The organism is Variovorax sp. 10L426 (assembly GCF_056395305.1).
This window is the reverse complement of the sequence record NZ_JBFTJF010000004.1, coordinates 196,781-211,456: the sequence shown is the minus strand read 5'-3', so window position 1 is coordinate 211,456 and position 14,676 is coordinate 196,781. Positions and strand designations below refer to the sequence as shown.

General features: G+C 62.0%; 15 protein-coding genes and 2 tRNA genes. 3 read left to right on the top strand and 14 right to left on the bottom strand.

All coding sequences use genetic code 11. The annotated features are described in order from the left end of the window. The first annotated feature begins 91 nt into the window (after positions 1 to 91). A complete protein-coding gene (locus AC1DHL_RS07620; protein ID WP_478097154.1) occupies positions 92 to 793 on the top strand; it encodes a Bax inhibitor-1/YccA family protein in 702 nt (233 codons plus the stop codon). Between the two features lie 45 nt (positions 794 to 838). Here the strand turns inward: AC1DHL_RS07620 and rlmD are convergent, their stop codons facing one another. From rlmD to surE, 5 genes are read right to left on the bottom strand one after another with little or no spacing between them, the layout of a single operon-like run. Next, positions 839 to 2,272, bottom strand: a complete 1,434-nt coding sequence (rlmD, locus tag AC1DHL_RS07615) for a 23S rRNA (uracil(1939)-C(5))-methyltransferase RlmD (protein ID WP_478161581.1) — start codon at positions 2,270 to 2,272, stop codon at positions 839 to 841. A 42-nt stretch (positions 2,273 to 2,314) separates the two neighbouring features. Further along, positions 2,315 to 3,361, bottom strand: a complete 1,047-nt coding sequence (locus AC1DHL_RS07610) for a sigma-70 family RNA polymerase sigma factor (RefSeq protein ID WP_478097158.1) — start codon at positions 3,359 to 3,361, stop codon at positions 2,315 to 2,317. Positions 3,362 to 3,367: 6 nt separating this feature from the next. Further along, positions 3,368 to 4,318: a peptidoglycan DD-metalloendopeptidase family protein gene (locus AC1DHL_RS07605; RefSeq protein ID WP_478097160.1), complete on the bottom strand. Its 951-nt coding sequence runs from the start codon at positions 4,316 to 4,318 to the stop codon at positions 3,368 to 3,370. 11 nt (positions 4,319 to 4,329) lie between these two features. Further along, on the bottom strand, positions 4,330 to 5,103 hold the full coding sequence (locus tag AC1DHL_RS07600) for a protein-L-isoaspartate(D-aspartate) O-methyltransferase (protein ID WP_478097162.1): 774 nt from the start codon (positions 5,101 to 5,103) through the stop codon (positions 4,330 to 4,332). A gap of 1 nt (position 5,104) precedes the next feature. Beyond that, entirely contained in the window at positions 5,105 to 5,869 is a 765-nt protein-coding gene (gene surE, locus AC1DHL_RS07595; protein WP_478097536.1) for a 5'/3'-nucleotidase SurE, read from the bottom strand. A gap of 125 nt (positions 5,870 to 5,994) precedes the next feature. Between surE and AC1DHL_RS07590 the strand changes: the two genes are divergently transcribed. Beyond that, positions 5,995 to 6,981 carry an NADPH:quinone oxidoreductase family protein gene (locus AC1DHL_RS07590; RefSeq protein ID WP_478097164.1) on the top strand — a complete coding sequence of 329 codons (987 nt, stop codon included), beginning with the start codon at positions 5,995 to 5,997 and terminating at the stop codon, positions 6,979 to 6,981. Between the two features lie 61 nt (positions 6,982 to 7,042). Here the strand turns inward: AC1DHL_RS07590 and AC1DHL_RS07585 are convergent, their stop codons facing one another. From AC1DHL_RS07585 to AC1DHL_RS07555, 7 genes are all read right to left on the bottom strand, one after another. Next, positions 7,043 to 7,381 carry an H-NS histone family protein gene (locus AC1DHL_RS07585; protein WP_478097166.1) on the bottom strand — a complete coding sequence of 113 codons (339 nt, stop codon included), beginning with the start codon at positions 7,379 to 7,381 and terminating at the stop codon, positions 7,043 to 7,045. A gap of 115 nt (positions 7,382 to 7,496) precedes the next feature. Beyond that, positions 7,497 to 7,572, bottom strand: a tRNA-His gene (locus AC1DHL_RS07580). A 30-nt stretch (positions 7,573 to 7,602) separates the two neighbouring features. Further along, a complete protein-coding gene (locus AC1DHL_RS07575; RefSeq protein WP_478097168.1) occupies positions 7,603 to 9,516 on the bottom strand; it encodes a SurA N-terminal domain-containing protein in 1,914 nt (637 codons plus the stop codon). Positions 9,517 to 9,590: 74 nt separating this feature from the next. Beyond that, positions 9,591 to 9,666, bottom strand: a tRNA-Val gene (locus AC1DHL_RS07570). 14 nt (positions 9,667 to 9,680) lie between these two features. Further along, positions 9,681 to 9,953, bottom strand: a complete 273-nt coding sequence (locus AC1DHL_RS07565; protein WP_007830705.1) for an HU family DNA-binding protein — start codon at positions 9,951 to 9,953, stop codon at positions 9,681 to 9,683. A 223-nt stretch (positions 9,954 to 10,176) separates the two neighbouring features. Beyond that, positions 10,177 to 11,262, bottom strand: a complete 1,086-nt coding sequence (locus AC1DHL_RS07560; protein WP_478097170.1) for a tartrate dehydrogenase — start codon at positions 11,260 to 11,262, stop codon at positions 10,177 to 10,179. Positions 11,263 to 11,265: 3 nt separating this feature from the next. After that, positions 11,266 to 12,156 (bottom strand): alpha/beta fold hydrolase, encoded by an 891-nt coding sequence (locus AC1DHL_RS07555; RefSeq protein WP_478161580.1) that lies wholly within the window; start codon positions 12,154 to 12,156, stop codon positions 11,266 to 11,268. Between the two features lie 75 nt (positions 12,157 to 12,231). Here AC1DHL_RS07555 and AC1DHL_RS07550 point away from each other — a divergent pair, with 75 nt between their 5' ends. Next, a complete protein-coding gene (locus AC1DHL_RS07550) occupies positions 12,232 to 13,176 on the top strand; it encodes a LysR family transcriptional regulator (protein WP_478161579.1) in 945 nt (314 codons plus the stop codon). Between the two features lie 6 nt (positions 13,177 to 13,182). Here AC1DHL_RS07550 and AC1DHL_RS07545 read toward each other — a convergent pair whose 3' ends face one another. Further along, on the bottom strand, positions 13,183 to 14,064 hold the full coding sequence (locus tag AC1DHL_RS07545; RefSeq protein ID WP_478161578.1) for a DMT family transporter: 882 nt from the start codon (positions 14,062 to 14,064) through the stop codon (positions 13,183 to 13,185). After that, complete coding sequence (gene pgsA, locus AC1DHL_RS07540) at positions 14,061 to 14,627, bottom strand: CDP-diacylglycerol--glycerol-3-phosphate 3-phosphatidyltransferase (RefSeq protein ID WP_478097178.1); 567 nt, start codon at positions 14,625 to 14,627, stop codon at positions 14,061 to 14,063. Before pgsA ends, AC1DHL_RS07545 begins: the two co-directional genes overlap by 4 nt. Positions 14,628 to 14,676 lie beyond the last annotated feature (49 nt).

Sequence of the window (14,676 nt, the reverse complement as noted above, 5' to 3'; positions counted from 1 at the left end):
CCGGACACGGGTATTTGTGAATTGCCGCCCTTGCAGCGGCCTAGAATGCGCCCAAACTGCAGCGTTGCAGCACACACCTGGAGTTTCAGCAATGAACGACCGCGTCAACACCCTCGATACATCAGTCGCCTACGGCCAGACACTGGCTCAGGCGGATCGGCAGCGCGTCCTGCGCAATACTTACTGGCTGCTTGCCCTGAGCCTTCTGCCAACCGTCCTCGGCGCCTGGTTGGGCGTTGCCACGGGCATTACTCGCTCCCTCACGGGCGGCCTGGGACTCATGGTGTTCATGGGCGGCGCGTTCGGCTTCATGTTCGCGATCGAAAAGACAAAGAATTCGGCGGCGGGCGTCCCGGTTCTGCTGGGCTTCACCTTCTTCATGGGCCTGATGCTGTCGCGCCTGATCGCGATGGTGCTCGGATTCAAGAATGGCTCCGAACTCATCATGACCGCCTTCGGTGGCACCGCCGGCGTGTTCTTCTTGATGGCTTCGCTCGCCACGGTGATCAAACGCGACCTCTCGGGGATGGCGAAGTGGCTGTTCGTTGGAGCCATGGTTCTGATGGTCGGCGCAATCATCAATGTGTTCGTCGGTTCGAGCGCTGGCATGCTGGCGATCTCGGTTGTCGCCATCGGGATCTTCTCGGCCTATATGCTGTATGACCTCAAGCAGATCATCGACGGTGGCGAGACGAACTACATCAGCGCAACGCTCGCGCTCTATCTGGATCTTTTCAATGTGTTCCAGAGCCTGTTGATCCTGCTCGGCGTCTTCGGCGGCGATCGCGATTGACGCAGCTTCGCCTTCCTTCAAAAAGGGCCCCTTGAGGGCCCTTTTTCATGGGTGGTCGAACACCGCGATCGACTCCACATGCGCCGTGTGCGGGAACATGTTGACCACCCCCGCAAACGTGCACCGATAGCCCGCCTGATGGACCAGCAGCCCCGCATCACGCGCAAGCGTTGAAGGATTGCAGCTCACGTAGACGATGCGCTTCGGGGGCGCCCATCCCTCGCGCCCGACTCTGCCCTGCTGATGTAGATCCGCAAGCGCCTTTGCGAGCGCAAATGCTCCTTCGCGCGGCGGGTCGACGAGCCACTTTTCCGCAGCACCGTCAGCCACGAGCATCTCAGGCGTCATCTCGAACAAATTGCGCGCAACGAATCTCGTCGCTACGAGCGAGCGCCGGCCGGGCACGGCGGGTCGATTGCGCTCGAAGTTGTCGGTGGCGCGTGCCACCAGCGTATCGCTGCCTTCGATGCCCAGCACCTCGCGCGCCCGGCTCGCAAGCGGCAGCGTGAAATTCCCCAGGCCACAAAACCAGTCGATCACGCGTTCGTCCGACCGCACGTCAAGCAGACGAAGCGCGCGACCTACGAGCACGCGATTGATGTGTGGGTTGACCTGTGTGAAATCTGTCGGCTTGAACGGCATCCTCACGCCGAACTCAGGCAGTTGGTAGGCCAGAGGGGGGCCCCCCTCTTCAAGCAACTTGACCGTCTCGGGTCCCTTGGATTGCAGCCACCATTGGACGCCCTCGTGCTGCACCGCGAATGCCTTGAGCCGGGCAATGTCAGCACCCGACAACGGCTCCAGATGCCGCAGCACGAGCGCGATGACGCCCAAGCCAAGACCGTCCGGTGCGTCGCCACAGGCCAACTCGATTTGCGGACAGGTATCGCGAGCATCCAACGAACCGATGAGTTCCCGCAACGGCATCAGCATGTCGCTGACCTGTGCTGGCAACACCGGGCATACCTTCATGTCTGCCAGATAGCGGCTCTTGCGCTCATGGAAGCCGATCAGCACCGTTCCCTTCTTCACGACGTGGCGTACGGACAGCCGCGCGCGGTAGCGATAGTGCCAGGCAGGCCCTTCGAGCGGACGCAACATGTTCTCGGGACGCACCTTGCCGAGATGCCATAGGTTGTCCTCCAGCGCGCGCTGCTTGACCGCGACCTGTGCGGCCGCATCGAGGTGCTGCATCTTGCAGCCGCCGCAAGCACCCGCATGCAAGCCGAAATGGGGACAGCCCGGCCGCACTCGCTGCGAAGACTCGCGGCCAATTGCCGTCACGGTGCCTTGCTCCCAATTGTTCTTCTTGCGGTGCACGTTGAACTGCACCTCTTCGAAAGGCAAGGCACCTTCAATGAACACCACCATGCCGTCGGCCTTGTGCGCCACGCCTTGTGCATCAAGGTCGAGCGACTCGACCTGCAGCCATTCACCGCCAGAACGCTGCGCCTCTTTCTTCTCAATCGAATCCGTCATGGCCGAATTGTCTCAGGCCAAGGGAACGGATATTCTCAGACCCTACAAAAGTGCGTCGCGCTGCACACCGGCGCGAGCCAACTGGCGACGCATCTTGGCGAGCGCCTCGTTCTGGATCTGCCTTACGCGTTCACGCGTAAGGCCGAGACGCACACTCAGGACCTCAAGCGTTTCGGGATCGCGATCATGCAAACCGTAGCGGCCTTCGAGGACTTCGCGCTCGCGCTCGGTGAGCACAAGAATCCATTGATCGAGGAGTTTCTCGACCTCGTGCGTCTGAGTGACGCCGGTCGGGTCGGCGCCTTCATCGTCCGACGCCACGGTATCTGCAAGCGTAAAGCTTTCATCGCCGCGTTCGCTGCCCGCATCCAATGAACGCGGCGCTTCCGCAAGCGCCATCAAGTCCGCCACCTCTTGCACCTCACGCCCGAGAAGTGCCGCGACGTCTTCGACCCGCACGCCATCAGGCCGGCGAGCGAGAAACTCTGAATCACCTTCCAGAGCGCGGCGGGCACGCATCACTTGCTGGAGTTCGCGCACCACATGCACCGGCAACCGAATCGCGCGTGCTTGCATCATCGCCGCACGCTCGATCGACTGTCGGATCCACCATGTCGCGTAAGTCGAGAAGCGGAACCCGCGCTCCGGCTCGAACTTGTTGATCGCATGCATCAGGCCGAGATTGCCTTCTTCGATCAGGTCGGCCATGGGCACGCCGCGTCCGAGATAGGCCTTCGCGATGTTGACCACCAGGCGAAGGTTGTGCTCGATCATCGATTGCCGAGCCGCAAAATCACCGGCACGCGCAGCGCACGCGGCTCGGTATTCTTCTTCGGGAGTGAAAAGCTGAGTTCGCCGGATCTCACGCAAATAGAGCGTCAGCGAGTCGCCGCCTTCACCCGCCACGTCAACCGGAAGGCCATCGCGCGGATTGCCGCCGCGGCCCTCTTCGGCGTTCCCATCTACAGCCCCGTGGAACGCAATCGAGACCCCAGCTCCGGCGACTCGCGCCGAATCGAAACCCGAAATCCCGCCATCACCCGCCGCTCGCCGCACGACCGAAGTGCGATAAGGGCGAGAAGCGGCCATGGCATGCTAGCGCGGTGGCAGGTACCGAGCCGGGTCGACCGGCTTGCCCTGACGGCGAATTTCGAAGTGCAGCTTGACACGGTCTGCGTCACTGTTGCCCATCTCGGCAATCTTCTGCCCCTTTTGCACCGACTGATCCTCCTTGACCAGCAGCGTGCGGTTATGCGCGTAAGCAGTGAGGTAAGTGTTGTTGTGCTTCAGGATGATGAGGTTGCCATAGCCCCTCAAGCCCGCACCAGCGTAGACCACACGCCCATCAGCCGCCGCAAGCACGGAGTCGCCCGCCTTGCCGCCAATGTCGAGACCCTTGTTCTTGGCTTCGTCGAAGCCGGCGATCAAGGAGCCTTGCGCCGGCCAGATCCAGCCCACGTCTTCATCACCGGATGCCGCAGCGGCTGGTGATGTTGGCGACGCTGTCACGGGTGAGGCAGGCTTGGCTGCCGGGCTTGTTGCCGCGGTAGCACCCGCCGCAGCCGCCGCGGTTGCCGGCGCAACAATCGGCTGCGTCACAGGTCGCGTCACGACCCCGGATGCATCCGTGCCTGCGGCGGCCGATGTTGCAGGCGCCGTCGCACTGCCTCCGGCTGGAGGGATGACGCGCAGAACCTGCCCCACTTCAATCAGATCGGGGTTATCGAGATTGTTCCAGCGCGCGATGTTCTGCCAGCTCTGGCCTGTTTCGGTGCCGATGCGGCGAATGGTGTCGCCAGGACGCACGGCATAGTAGCCAGGCTTGCCATAGTTCTCGATGCCAGGCAGCGGCTTGCCGGATGCGTCGGTGGTGATAGGTGGTACACCAGGAGTTGCAGTTCCGTTCGCCCCTGCGGTCGGTGCGCGAGCCATGGTGCCGCGATCTTCGACGGGCACCGGACCGCGCGGTGCTCCACACCCCGCAATCACGAGCGCGAACACCAGCGTCATGCCGGCGAGCCAGCCCCGATTGCCAAAACCCTGCATGTGTTCTTCCTTCAAGCAATTCCTGATTTTAGGGGGACAAAGTGGACCGCCTCAAGAATGCGCCGCTCGAGTCCACGTGCCGTTTTGTCAATGACAACCAAGGCTTGTCCACCCGGCGCGGACTGTGTCGGCGCGACGATCCGGCCGCCAACGGCCAGTTGCGCGACCCATGTTTCGGGCACCACTTCGCCACCTGCAGCCGCGATGATGCCGGCATATGGCGCGCCCTTGGCGTACCCCACCATGCCATCGCCGAGCAGGAGATGGACCGTCGCCAACCGGAAGGGTCGCAGATTCGAACGAGCCCGCTCGTGCAGCCCTCGCAATCGCTCGATGCTGTAGACCTCGGTCGCCACTTGTCCTAGCACCGCGGCCTGATAACCGCATCCAGTGCCTATCTCCAGCACGCGACCCAATCGCTCCGCCGGCTTGTTCGCCAACGCGGGCGCACCAAGCAACAACTCGACCATCCTTGCCACCACGTTGGGCTTGGAAATCGTCTGCCCCAATCCGATCGGCAGGCTGGTGTCTTCATAAGCCTGATTGACCAGCGCACTGTCGACGAACAAATGTCTCTCGACCACTCCCATTGCGCGCAGCACGCGCCCGTCCGCAATACCCTGCGCAGCGAGCCGTTGGACCATGCGCGCGCGCACTGCATCGGAGGCCATTGAGGGCGCCCCTTGAACAGTCGGCTTCGCGGGCACTGCCGGCGCCCGACTTCGGGCGGGGGAAGAGGCCGAGGGCGTCAGCCGCACGGGGAAGCCGGGTCGCTGGGCGGCCATGTCAGGATGGCTCGCCCAGGCGAGCCACCGTGTCGCGCCATTGATCGAGATGGGCGTGATCCGTCAAGTCGATCTGCAGCGGCGTCAACGCAATATGGCCAGCTGCCGTCGCGTGGAAATCCGTGCCTTCACCGCTGTCCTTTGCGCCGCCCGCACCGGCAATCCAGTACATCGTCTCGCCGCGCGGACTGTCTTGCGTGATCACCTTTTCAGCGGCATGACGGCGCCCCAACCTGCAAACCTTGACCGGCTTCAGCGCATCAAAAGGCAGGTTCGGCACATTGACGTTCAGCAGAAATGCGCCACCCCCAAGCATCCGCTCCTGTTCGATCTGCTCGACGAGACGCCGCGCCGCACGTGCCGCAGCATCGACATGTGCCCATCCCTTCTCGATCTGAGAAAAGGCGATCGCCGGTATGCCGAAAAGATAGGCCTCCATAGCCGCACCGACTGTGCCCGAATAGATCGTGTCATCGCCCATGTTGGCACCGTTGTTGATGCCGGAGACGACCAGGTCCGGTCGATAGTCAAGCAGGCCTTTCAGCGCGATATGCACGCAGTCGGCCGGCGTTCCAGTGACGTATCGAAAACCGTTGTGCGCGGTATGCACATACAGCGGCGCAGCCAGCGTGAGTGCGTTCGACTTGGCGCTGTTGTTGTGCTCGGGCGCAACCACTTCGACATCGGCAATTTCCATCAACGCGTCGTGCAAGGCGACGAGGCCGGGAGCCTGGTAACCGTCGTCGTTCGAAATAAGTATCTTCATGGTGTCTATGAGTCCGCGCGATTGTAGGCGGCGGGTGCGTCGCGACTGGGACAACACGGTCATTGGACCCCGCCTATCATGGCCCGCATTCTTCACCATCCAGATTCATTACAGGAGACACGAGCATGCACGCATGGCTCTGCGAGAACCCCATCGGCGTCGACGCGCTGACGTGGAAAGAACTGCCGACCCCTCAACCCGGTCCAGGCCAGGTGCTCATCGAGATCAAGGCTGCCAGCCTGAATTTTCCTGATCTGCTGATCGTACAGAACAAGTACCAGATGAAGCCGCCATTGCCATTCGTTCCAGGGTCCGAATACGCGGGCATCATCGCCGCGGTGGGTGAAGGCGTCACGCACCTGCGCGCGGGTCAGAACGTTGCATGCCTGTCGGGCACCGGCGGCTTCGGAACGCACACGATTGCGCCAGCGGCCTTGTGCATGCCCCTGCCCGACGGTTTCGGATATGTTGACGCAGCGGCATTCATCATGATCTACGCAACGTCATGGCACGCACTGATGGACCGGGCCCAATTGAAGGCCGGCGAAACCGTGCTGGTGCTCGGTGCTGCAGGAGGCGTCGGTACCGCCGCAATACAGATCGCAAAAGCGGCGGGCGCAAAAGTTATTGCGGCGGCGTCGACCGACGAAAAATGCGAGCTCTGCAAATCGATTGGCGCGGATCTCACGATCAACTACACGACGCACAGTGTTCCCAACGCATTTCGTGACGCAGTGAAGGCGGCGACCGATGGCAAAGGACCTGACGTCATTTACGACCCGGTCGGCGGCGAATTCGCAGAGCCGGCATTCCGCTCGATCGGCTGGCGAGGTCGCTACCTGGTTGTAGGGTTCGCAGCTGGACCCATTCCCTCGCTGCCATTGAATTTGATGCTCTTGAAGGGCGCAGCCCTGGTCGGGGTGTTCTGGGGCGATTTCGCCAAGCGCGAACCCAAAGCGAATGCGCAGATGATGGCCGAATTGGCAAAGTGGTACGGCCTGGGCAAGATCAAGCCAGTCATCGACAGCACGATGCCCTTGGCCGAACTGAAAGCAGCCTATGCGCACATGGGCTCGCGGGGCGTGAAGGGCAAGCTGGTGCTCGTCAACTGAGGCCGCCGGTATAGTTCAACAAAAAGCCCGCGACTGCGGGCTTTTTTATAGTGCAAGATCTTTACTTGATCTCGAACTCCGACAGCGATTTACCGGCAGCAATGGCCTCGGTGACCCACCGTGGCTTGCGACCGCGACCGCCAGACCACGTTTCACCGGTCGGGCTGCGATACTTTGCAGCCGCCTTGACCGGTGCCGCAGCGACGCTCCGCTTGCCACCGCGCGCCGTAAGTTTGAGGTCGGTTGCCGTCAGGCCATATTCGGCGATCTTCTTGCGCAGTTCCTCGATCACGCCAGCTCGTTCTTGATTTCTGAGCTCTTCGGCTTGCTTGCGCAATTGCGCGATCTGCTCATCATGCTTCTTGATCTGGGAATTGATGTCGGCAAGGGTTGAGGCCATCGGTGCTAATCCTCCGAATTGGAAAGCAAAAATTCTAATTCAAATCCCAATTGCCACAACGAGCCGAACAAAAAAAAGCGCCGACCATGGGTCGGCGCTTTTGATCAAGATGGTTTGGGGTGGCTGATGGGACTCGAACCCACGACGACCAGAATCACAATCTGGGACTCTACCAACTGAGCTACAGCCACCGCAGAGCCGGCAATTGTAGCGTGAAAAAACTACCTTTCGACGGCAACCCCGGCGTCAGACGGCTTCGGGACCAAAATTTCTGCCTTGAACCGATCCTTCAGCAGGTTGTAGTAAGCCGCCGTTTCGGCCGCTCCCACCGCCTGCCCGACTTGCTCGCTTTCCTGCTTGGCCGCCTCGGGGGCAGGCGGCGTGCGTGGAACTGTCTTGTTGACGCGAACGACGGCGAACCCTTGCGCACCAAGGTCCGCGCCGACGAACACCGGCAACTTGGAGCCATCGGCACGGAGCGCACTCTCGATGACAGACGTGGGCTGCGACTGGGTTTCCAGCCGCGAGACGGTCATCGGCGCACCGAGGTTTGCACCAGTGGGATTCGCCTGCCATGCTGCGAGCTTGGCCAAACCCTCGGCCTTTGCAAGTGCTGCCGATCGCTCCGCGATAAGTTGAGTGCGGACCTTTTCCTTGACCTCGTCGAACGCCAAAGCGCGAGCGGGCGAGTATTGGGTCACGCGCCCAGATGCAAGTTGGTTCGGTCCGATTTCAATTGCCTCAGTGTTGTGCTTGCGCTCCAGCGAATCGGGCGCAAACAGGGCATTCAGGAAATTGCGACTTGCCAGCACGCCGGTTGCGCCCTGCGCGGGCGTCCGTCCCACATTGCTCGCCGTTTGAATCGTGAGTTTCAACTTCTCGGCTGCGGGCTTCAGACTATCGGGTTGCTGATAGACGATGTCGGTGAAGATCTCGGCCGCCTTGGCGAACTCCTGCGTCGCCTGCTGCCCCCGCACCTCGTTCTCGATGGTGGCGCGCACCTTCTCGAAGGGCGGCACCACTGCCGGCTTGATGTCGTTGAGCTGAATGATGTGAAAGCCGAATTCAGTCTCGACCACGTTGCTGATTTCACCCTTCTTGAGGGCAAACATCGCGTCTTCGAAAGGCTTGACCATCGCGCCGCGCGTCACGAAATCAAGATCGCCTCCCTTTTCAGCCGATCCGGGATCCTGCGAATTCTTGCGAGCCACGTCCGCAAAACTGGCCGGCGCCTTCCGGACCTCTGCGAGCAACTGTTCCGCCTTCGCACGGGCCTTTTCGCGTTCAGCAGCAGGCGCGCTGGCGGGGGAGGCAATCAGGATGTGGCTTGCGCGCCGCTCTTCCTTGGTGCCGAAGCGCGCGCTGTTCTGGTCGTAATAGCTGCGGAGATCAGCCTCGCTCACCGCAATGTTCTTCTTCGCTGCCTCAAGGTCTAGAACGAGGTATTCGATGCTGGCTTGTTCGGGCGCCCGGAACTGCACTGTGTGTTCTTTATAGTAAGTCTGCAGATCGTCGTCGCTGACGCTGACCTTCGACGCGAAATCGGCCGGCTTGAACATCGCCACCTGAATCTCGCGACGGTCGTAGAAAGCATTGAGCGTCGCTGCAGCCTGGGCCGCGGTCGCAAACGAAGTTCCCGACACACCGAGGGATACCTGCTGCGTTGCCAGGTCTGCGCGCACCGCCGCTTCATATTGCTCCGGCGTCCGGCCAGTCGCACGCATGAAGGTTTCGCGGTCGAACTTGCCGTCGGGCGTGCGGAAGGACGCCAGGCCGGCATCTTCGGCGAACATACGGGCAAGCCGCTCTTCGGATACCGTCATGTTCGACTTCGAAGCCGCTGCCGCCAGCACGCGATCACGCACCATGCGCTCCAGCGTTGCATAGCGCGCTGCATCCGAATCGAGCATGGCAGGTTCGATGTTCGGCGCCTGCTGGCGAATCCGGTCGACCTCGTTGCGATGCTGCTGGTCCCATTCAGGACGCGTGATGTCGGTACCCGCCACGCGGGCGACCTTCTCGCCCTGGCCGCCGCTCTGATACCGATCGACGCCAAACAGCACGAACGACGGAATGATCAGCAAGAACAAGAACACCATGATGACCTTGTTGTACTTGCGGAAGGAATCAAACATGCTTGAGGACTCTCTCTGACGGATTGCGAAACGGCAACAAAAAAGGCGAACACTGTGTTCGCCTTTGCATCGGGTGGTGGGTGCTGAGGGGTTCGAACCCCCGACCTACGCCTTGTAAGGGCGCCGCTCTACCAGCTGAGCTAAGCACCCCCGAAACAGTAATCTCAGTTCAATGCGTCCTTGAGCGCCTTGCCGGGACGGAACTTCGGAATCTTGGCGGCCTTGATTTTAATCGCGTCGCCGGTGCGCGGATTGCGACCGGTCCGGGCGGCACGCTTGCCGACTGCAAAAGTGCCAAAACCGACGAGCGACACGGAACCGCCCTTTTTGAGCGTGGTACGAATGGCGCCGATGGTGGATTCGAGTGCGCGCGTGGCAGCGGCTTTGGAAATATCGGCGTTTTTTGCGATGTGCTCAATCAGTTCGGTCTTGTTCACAAGGGCCCCTTGCAGAAAAAATGTTGATCAGGGTCAGAAGCGATCCCGTCCCCGCGACGAGGCCGCGGGGTGCATGCTGGAAAAAAGGGTGGCAGTTCTGACGCGCCGGCAGCGCACTGCCGACAAGGATTACAACCACTGGTCTACGGGGTGTCAATAAGACACTCACCCCATAGACCACGGCGAGGAGCGCGATTTTAGTGGCGTTTTGACGAAGCCGATTTCAAAGCGCCTCGGCAATGGCCTTTCCGAGGTCGATCGTGCGTCCCGTACCGCCGATGTCCGGCGTGCGCGGAGCGCCGCTGTCGGGAGCAAGCACCTTTTCGATCGCGGCCATGATGGCATCGTGGGCCGCCTTGTGGCCGAGGAATTCCAGCATCATCGCGCCGCACCAGATCTGGCCGATGGGATTCGCGATGCCCTTGCCGGCGATATCGGGCGCCGAACCATGCACCGGTTCGAAAAGCGAAGGTGTCGTGCGCTCCGGATTCAGGTTGGCGCTCGGCGCGATGCCGATCGTGCCGGTGCACGCCGGCCCAAGGTCCGAGAGGATGTCCCCGAAAAGATTGCTCGCCACGACCACGTCGAAGAAGTCCGGCCGCTGCACGAAATGAGCCGTGAGGATGTCGATGTGGAACTTGTCGAGATTCACGCCCGGATAGGTCTTCGCCATCGCTGCGACGCGTTCGTCCCAGTAGGGCATCGTGATGGAGATGCCGTTGGACTTGGTCGCGCTGGTGAGATGCTTTTTCGGCCTCGACTGCGCAAGCTCGAAGGCGAACTTGAGCACACGATCCACCCCGACGCGCGACATCACCGTTTCCTGCACGACGATCTCGCGGGCGGTGCCTTCATACATGCGCCCGCCGATGCTCGAATACTCGCCCTCGGTGTTCTCGCGCACGATGTACATGTCGATCTCGCCAGGCTGCCGCGGCGTGCCGTCACGGCGTACCACGGGCGCCACGATGCCTGGCATCAGTCGCGCGGGCCGCAGGTTGATGTACTGGTCGAACTCGCGCCGAAACAACAGCAGCGAGCCCCAGAGCGAGACATGATCCGGAATCTTCTCTGGCCAGCCGACCGCGCCGAAGAAGATTGCGTCATGACCACCGATCTGGTCCTTCCAGTTGTCGGGCAGCATTTTTCCGCGCTTCTCGTAGTAGTCCCAACTCGAAAAATCGAAGTGATCGAACTTCAGGTCGATACCGAACTTCCGGGCGGCCGCGTCGAGCACGCGCAAGCCCTCCGGCATCGTTTCCTTGCCGATGCCGTCACCGGCGATGACCGCGATTCGTTGGGTACTCATGTCTCAATCCTTGGGAGTCGTGTTGAAAAATGAAAGGGCCTCGGCGAGCAATTCGGCGGGCGCTTCTTCGGGAATGTAGTGGCCGCACGAAAGCGTGCCGCCGGAGACGTCATCGGCACGCTCACACCACATCGACAGTACGTCGAAGCAACGGCCAACCACGCCATGCTCGCCCCAGAGCACGCGCAACGGCTGGCTCAGCTTGCGGCCGGCCGCGACGTCGGCCCGGTCATGGTCGAGGTCGATGCTGGCCGATGCGCGATAGTCCTCGCAGATAGCCTGCGCGGTGCCGTCGATCGCGGCACAGCGCTCGTATTCAGAGAGAGCTTCGGCCGCAAATGGCGCAAGCCCCGCATGGCGTCCGCCCATGACGCTGCGAATGTATCGAACCGGGTCCGATTCGATGAGTGCCTCGGGCAATGGTGGCGGTTGAATGAGGAAAAACCAATGCCAGTAGGCTCGCGCAAAAGCTTCCGATGTGTTTTCGTACATCGCGAGCGTCGGCGCGATGTCGAGCAGCATCTGCCGCTCCACGGCTTGCGGATGATCCGCTGCAAGCCGATGCGCCACTCGTGCGCCCCTGTCGTGAGCCAGTACGCCAAAGCGCTCGAATCCGTGATGACGCATGACCGCCAGCGCATCGAGCGCCATTTCCCTTTTGCTGTAGCGCGCATGGGCTTCGTCCGCAGTCGGCCTGCCCGAGTCGCCGTAGCCGCGCAGGTCGACCAGGACCACCCTGAAGTGTTCTGCCAATCCCGGCGCTATGCGATGCCAAATGGCATGTGTCTGCGGATGCCCGTGCAGCAGCAGCAGTGGCCTGCCGCTGCCACCGATCCGCCCGTGCAATCGAACCCCATCGCGCGAAAGATCGAAGGAGGAAAACGAAGGGAACATGCGAAGGATTGTGCGTTGCGCATAGCTCTTCATCAAGCAACAATCAGCCAATTCATACTTTCCGATTTGGCAGCAATGGATCGCAGCGATCTCGAACTCGTCATGGCTATCCGAGATCGCGGCAGCCTGGCCGGCGCAGCGCTCGCATTGGACGTCGTGCCGTCAGTCGTCACGAAGCGACTAGGGGCGCTGGAAGCGCAGTTGGGGCAACGCCTCTTCGACAGGACGACGCGCCGGCTGAGCGCCACCGCTGAGGGCGAAGCGGTGTGCCTGCATGCCAAGGGATTGCTCGAGGGCTTCGCGGCACTGGAAAACGAACTGGGCGAGCGCCAGACCGAACTGAGCGGGACCATCAGACTCGTCGCAACCTTCGGGTTCGGCAGGCTGTGGCTCGGCCCGGCGCTAGCGATATTCAACGAGAGGTATCCCGGATTGCACATCCAGCTCACCCTGGCGGAAAAACTGCCCGACCTTGGTGCGGCGCGCTACGACGGCGCCGTGTGGCTGTGGGCGCCTCAGGAGCGCCACGCCAGTGACTGGGTCACCCGTCGCATCGCGCGCAACCAGCGCGTCCTGGCAGCCTCCCCAGCCTATCTGGCGCGCCGCGGCCGTCCAGCAGACGCGGCTGCACTGGCGTCGCACGATTGCCTGATTGCCCGGGAGAACAACCAAGCCGACGAACGTGAATTCGCACTCTGGACGTTGCACCACGCCCGAGACAGCACCAGCGCGCGTGTTCGCGTGAGCGGGCCGCTTTCGAGCAACTCGGGGGAACTGGTTCGAGACTGGTGCCTTGCCGGCCGCGGCGTGATGTTGCGCAGTCTCTGGGACATCGCGCCTTTGCTCGCATCGGGAAAGCTCGCCCGTGTGTTGCCCCAGTACACGATGCCTGATGCCGATGTGCAATGGATCGCGCCTTGGCGGCCCAAGACGCCGAAGCGCGTACGCCTGCTAATCGATTTCCTGGTGGAACGTTTTCGTTCGGAGCCCTGGAAGACCGGTAGCGCGGCCGTACGCTGAGCGGTTTCAGCGCGCGCCGCGAACCGCCAGACTCACGCCGACGGCGGTCAGCGCAATGCCTGCAAGCGTCATCGCAGTGATCGGTTCAGCGAAAAGCAGCCATGCCATGACCGCCGTACATGGCGGCACCAGATAGAGCAGACTCGTGACCGCCGTCGCCGTGCCGCGCTGGATCAGGATGTAGAGCAGCGAGCTTCCGCCCAGCGATAACGCCAGCACCGACCAAGCCATCGCGCCGCCCGAAGACAGGTTCCAGTGAATGCTGTCCTGCTCCAGCGCCGCGAAGGGCAACGTGACAATCAGTGCTGCCGCCAACTGGATGGCGTTGGCGCTGCGCACGTCGCAGGGCGCCACGAATCGCTTCTGATACAGCGTGCCCGCCGTGATCGATAGCAGCGCCATGATCGCAAGCCCCATGGTCAGCATGCTGACTTCGCCGCCCTCACCCAGCTTGCGCGAAACAACGAGAACCAGCCCCACGAAGCCGAGCAGAAGTCCCGCCCATTGACGCCGAGTGACCGTGCCGCCGCGCAAAGACAACCAGACCGCGGTCAACACTGGCTGAATACCGACCAGCAGCGCCACAAGCCCCGAGCCCATGCCGGCCCGAACCGCCGCCCACACGCCACCCAGATAGCCGGCCTGCATCAGCACGCCGGTGACGGCGAGATGGCTCCACTGCAAGCGCTTGCGGGGCCACGCGACACGCGCGAGGCGCACCCAGATCAGGAAGCAGACGACCGACAGCGCATAGCGCACCGCCAGGAACTTGAGCGGTGGCGCGTAGGGCATGCCATAGCGCGCCACGATGAAGCCGGTACTCCAGATGAGCACGAAGACACCCGGCATCGCACGCAACCAGCCCGCAGAGCGGGCCGTGTCGGTCATTTGGCCCGGGCCCGAATTTCGGGAATCGCTTTTTGCAGGTAGTAGACCATCGACCAGACCGTGAGCACGGCGGAAATCCAGATCAGCCACTGGCCCCAGGCGCCTGTATCGATCCAGCCGAACAACATGCCGTTGAAGAGCAGGAACGGGATGGCGACCATTTGCACCGCGGTCTTGACCTTGCCGATCATGTGGACCGCGACGCTCTTGCCGGCCCCGATCTGCGCCATCCACTCGCGAAGCGCCGAGATGGCGATTTCACGTCCGATGATGATCAGCGCCACGAACACATCGGCGCGATTCAGGTGCACCAGCACGAGCAGCGACGCGCAGACGAGGAACTTGTCGGCGACGGGATCGAGGAATGCACCGAAGGCCGAAGTCTGGTTGAGCCTGCGCGCCAGAAAACCGTCCAGCCAGTCCGTCGCCGCGAAGATGATGAACATCACCGTCGCGATGAGGTTGCGCATGGGCTCGGACAACGGCAGGTAGAACACGCCCACAATCAGCGGAATCGCGACGATGCGCGCCCAGGTCATGATCGTTGGCAGAGTCCAGAACATCGGCTCGATTGTGTCATGGCATGAAGACTGTTCTCGGGTGCTCGCCGAG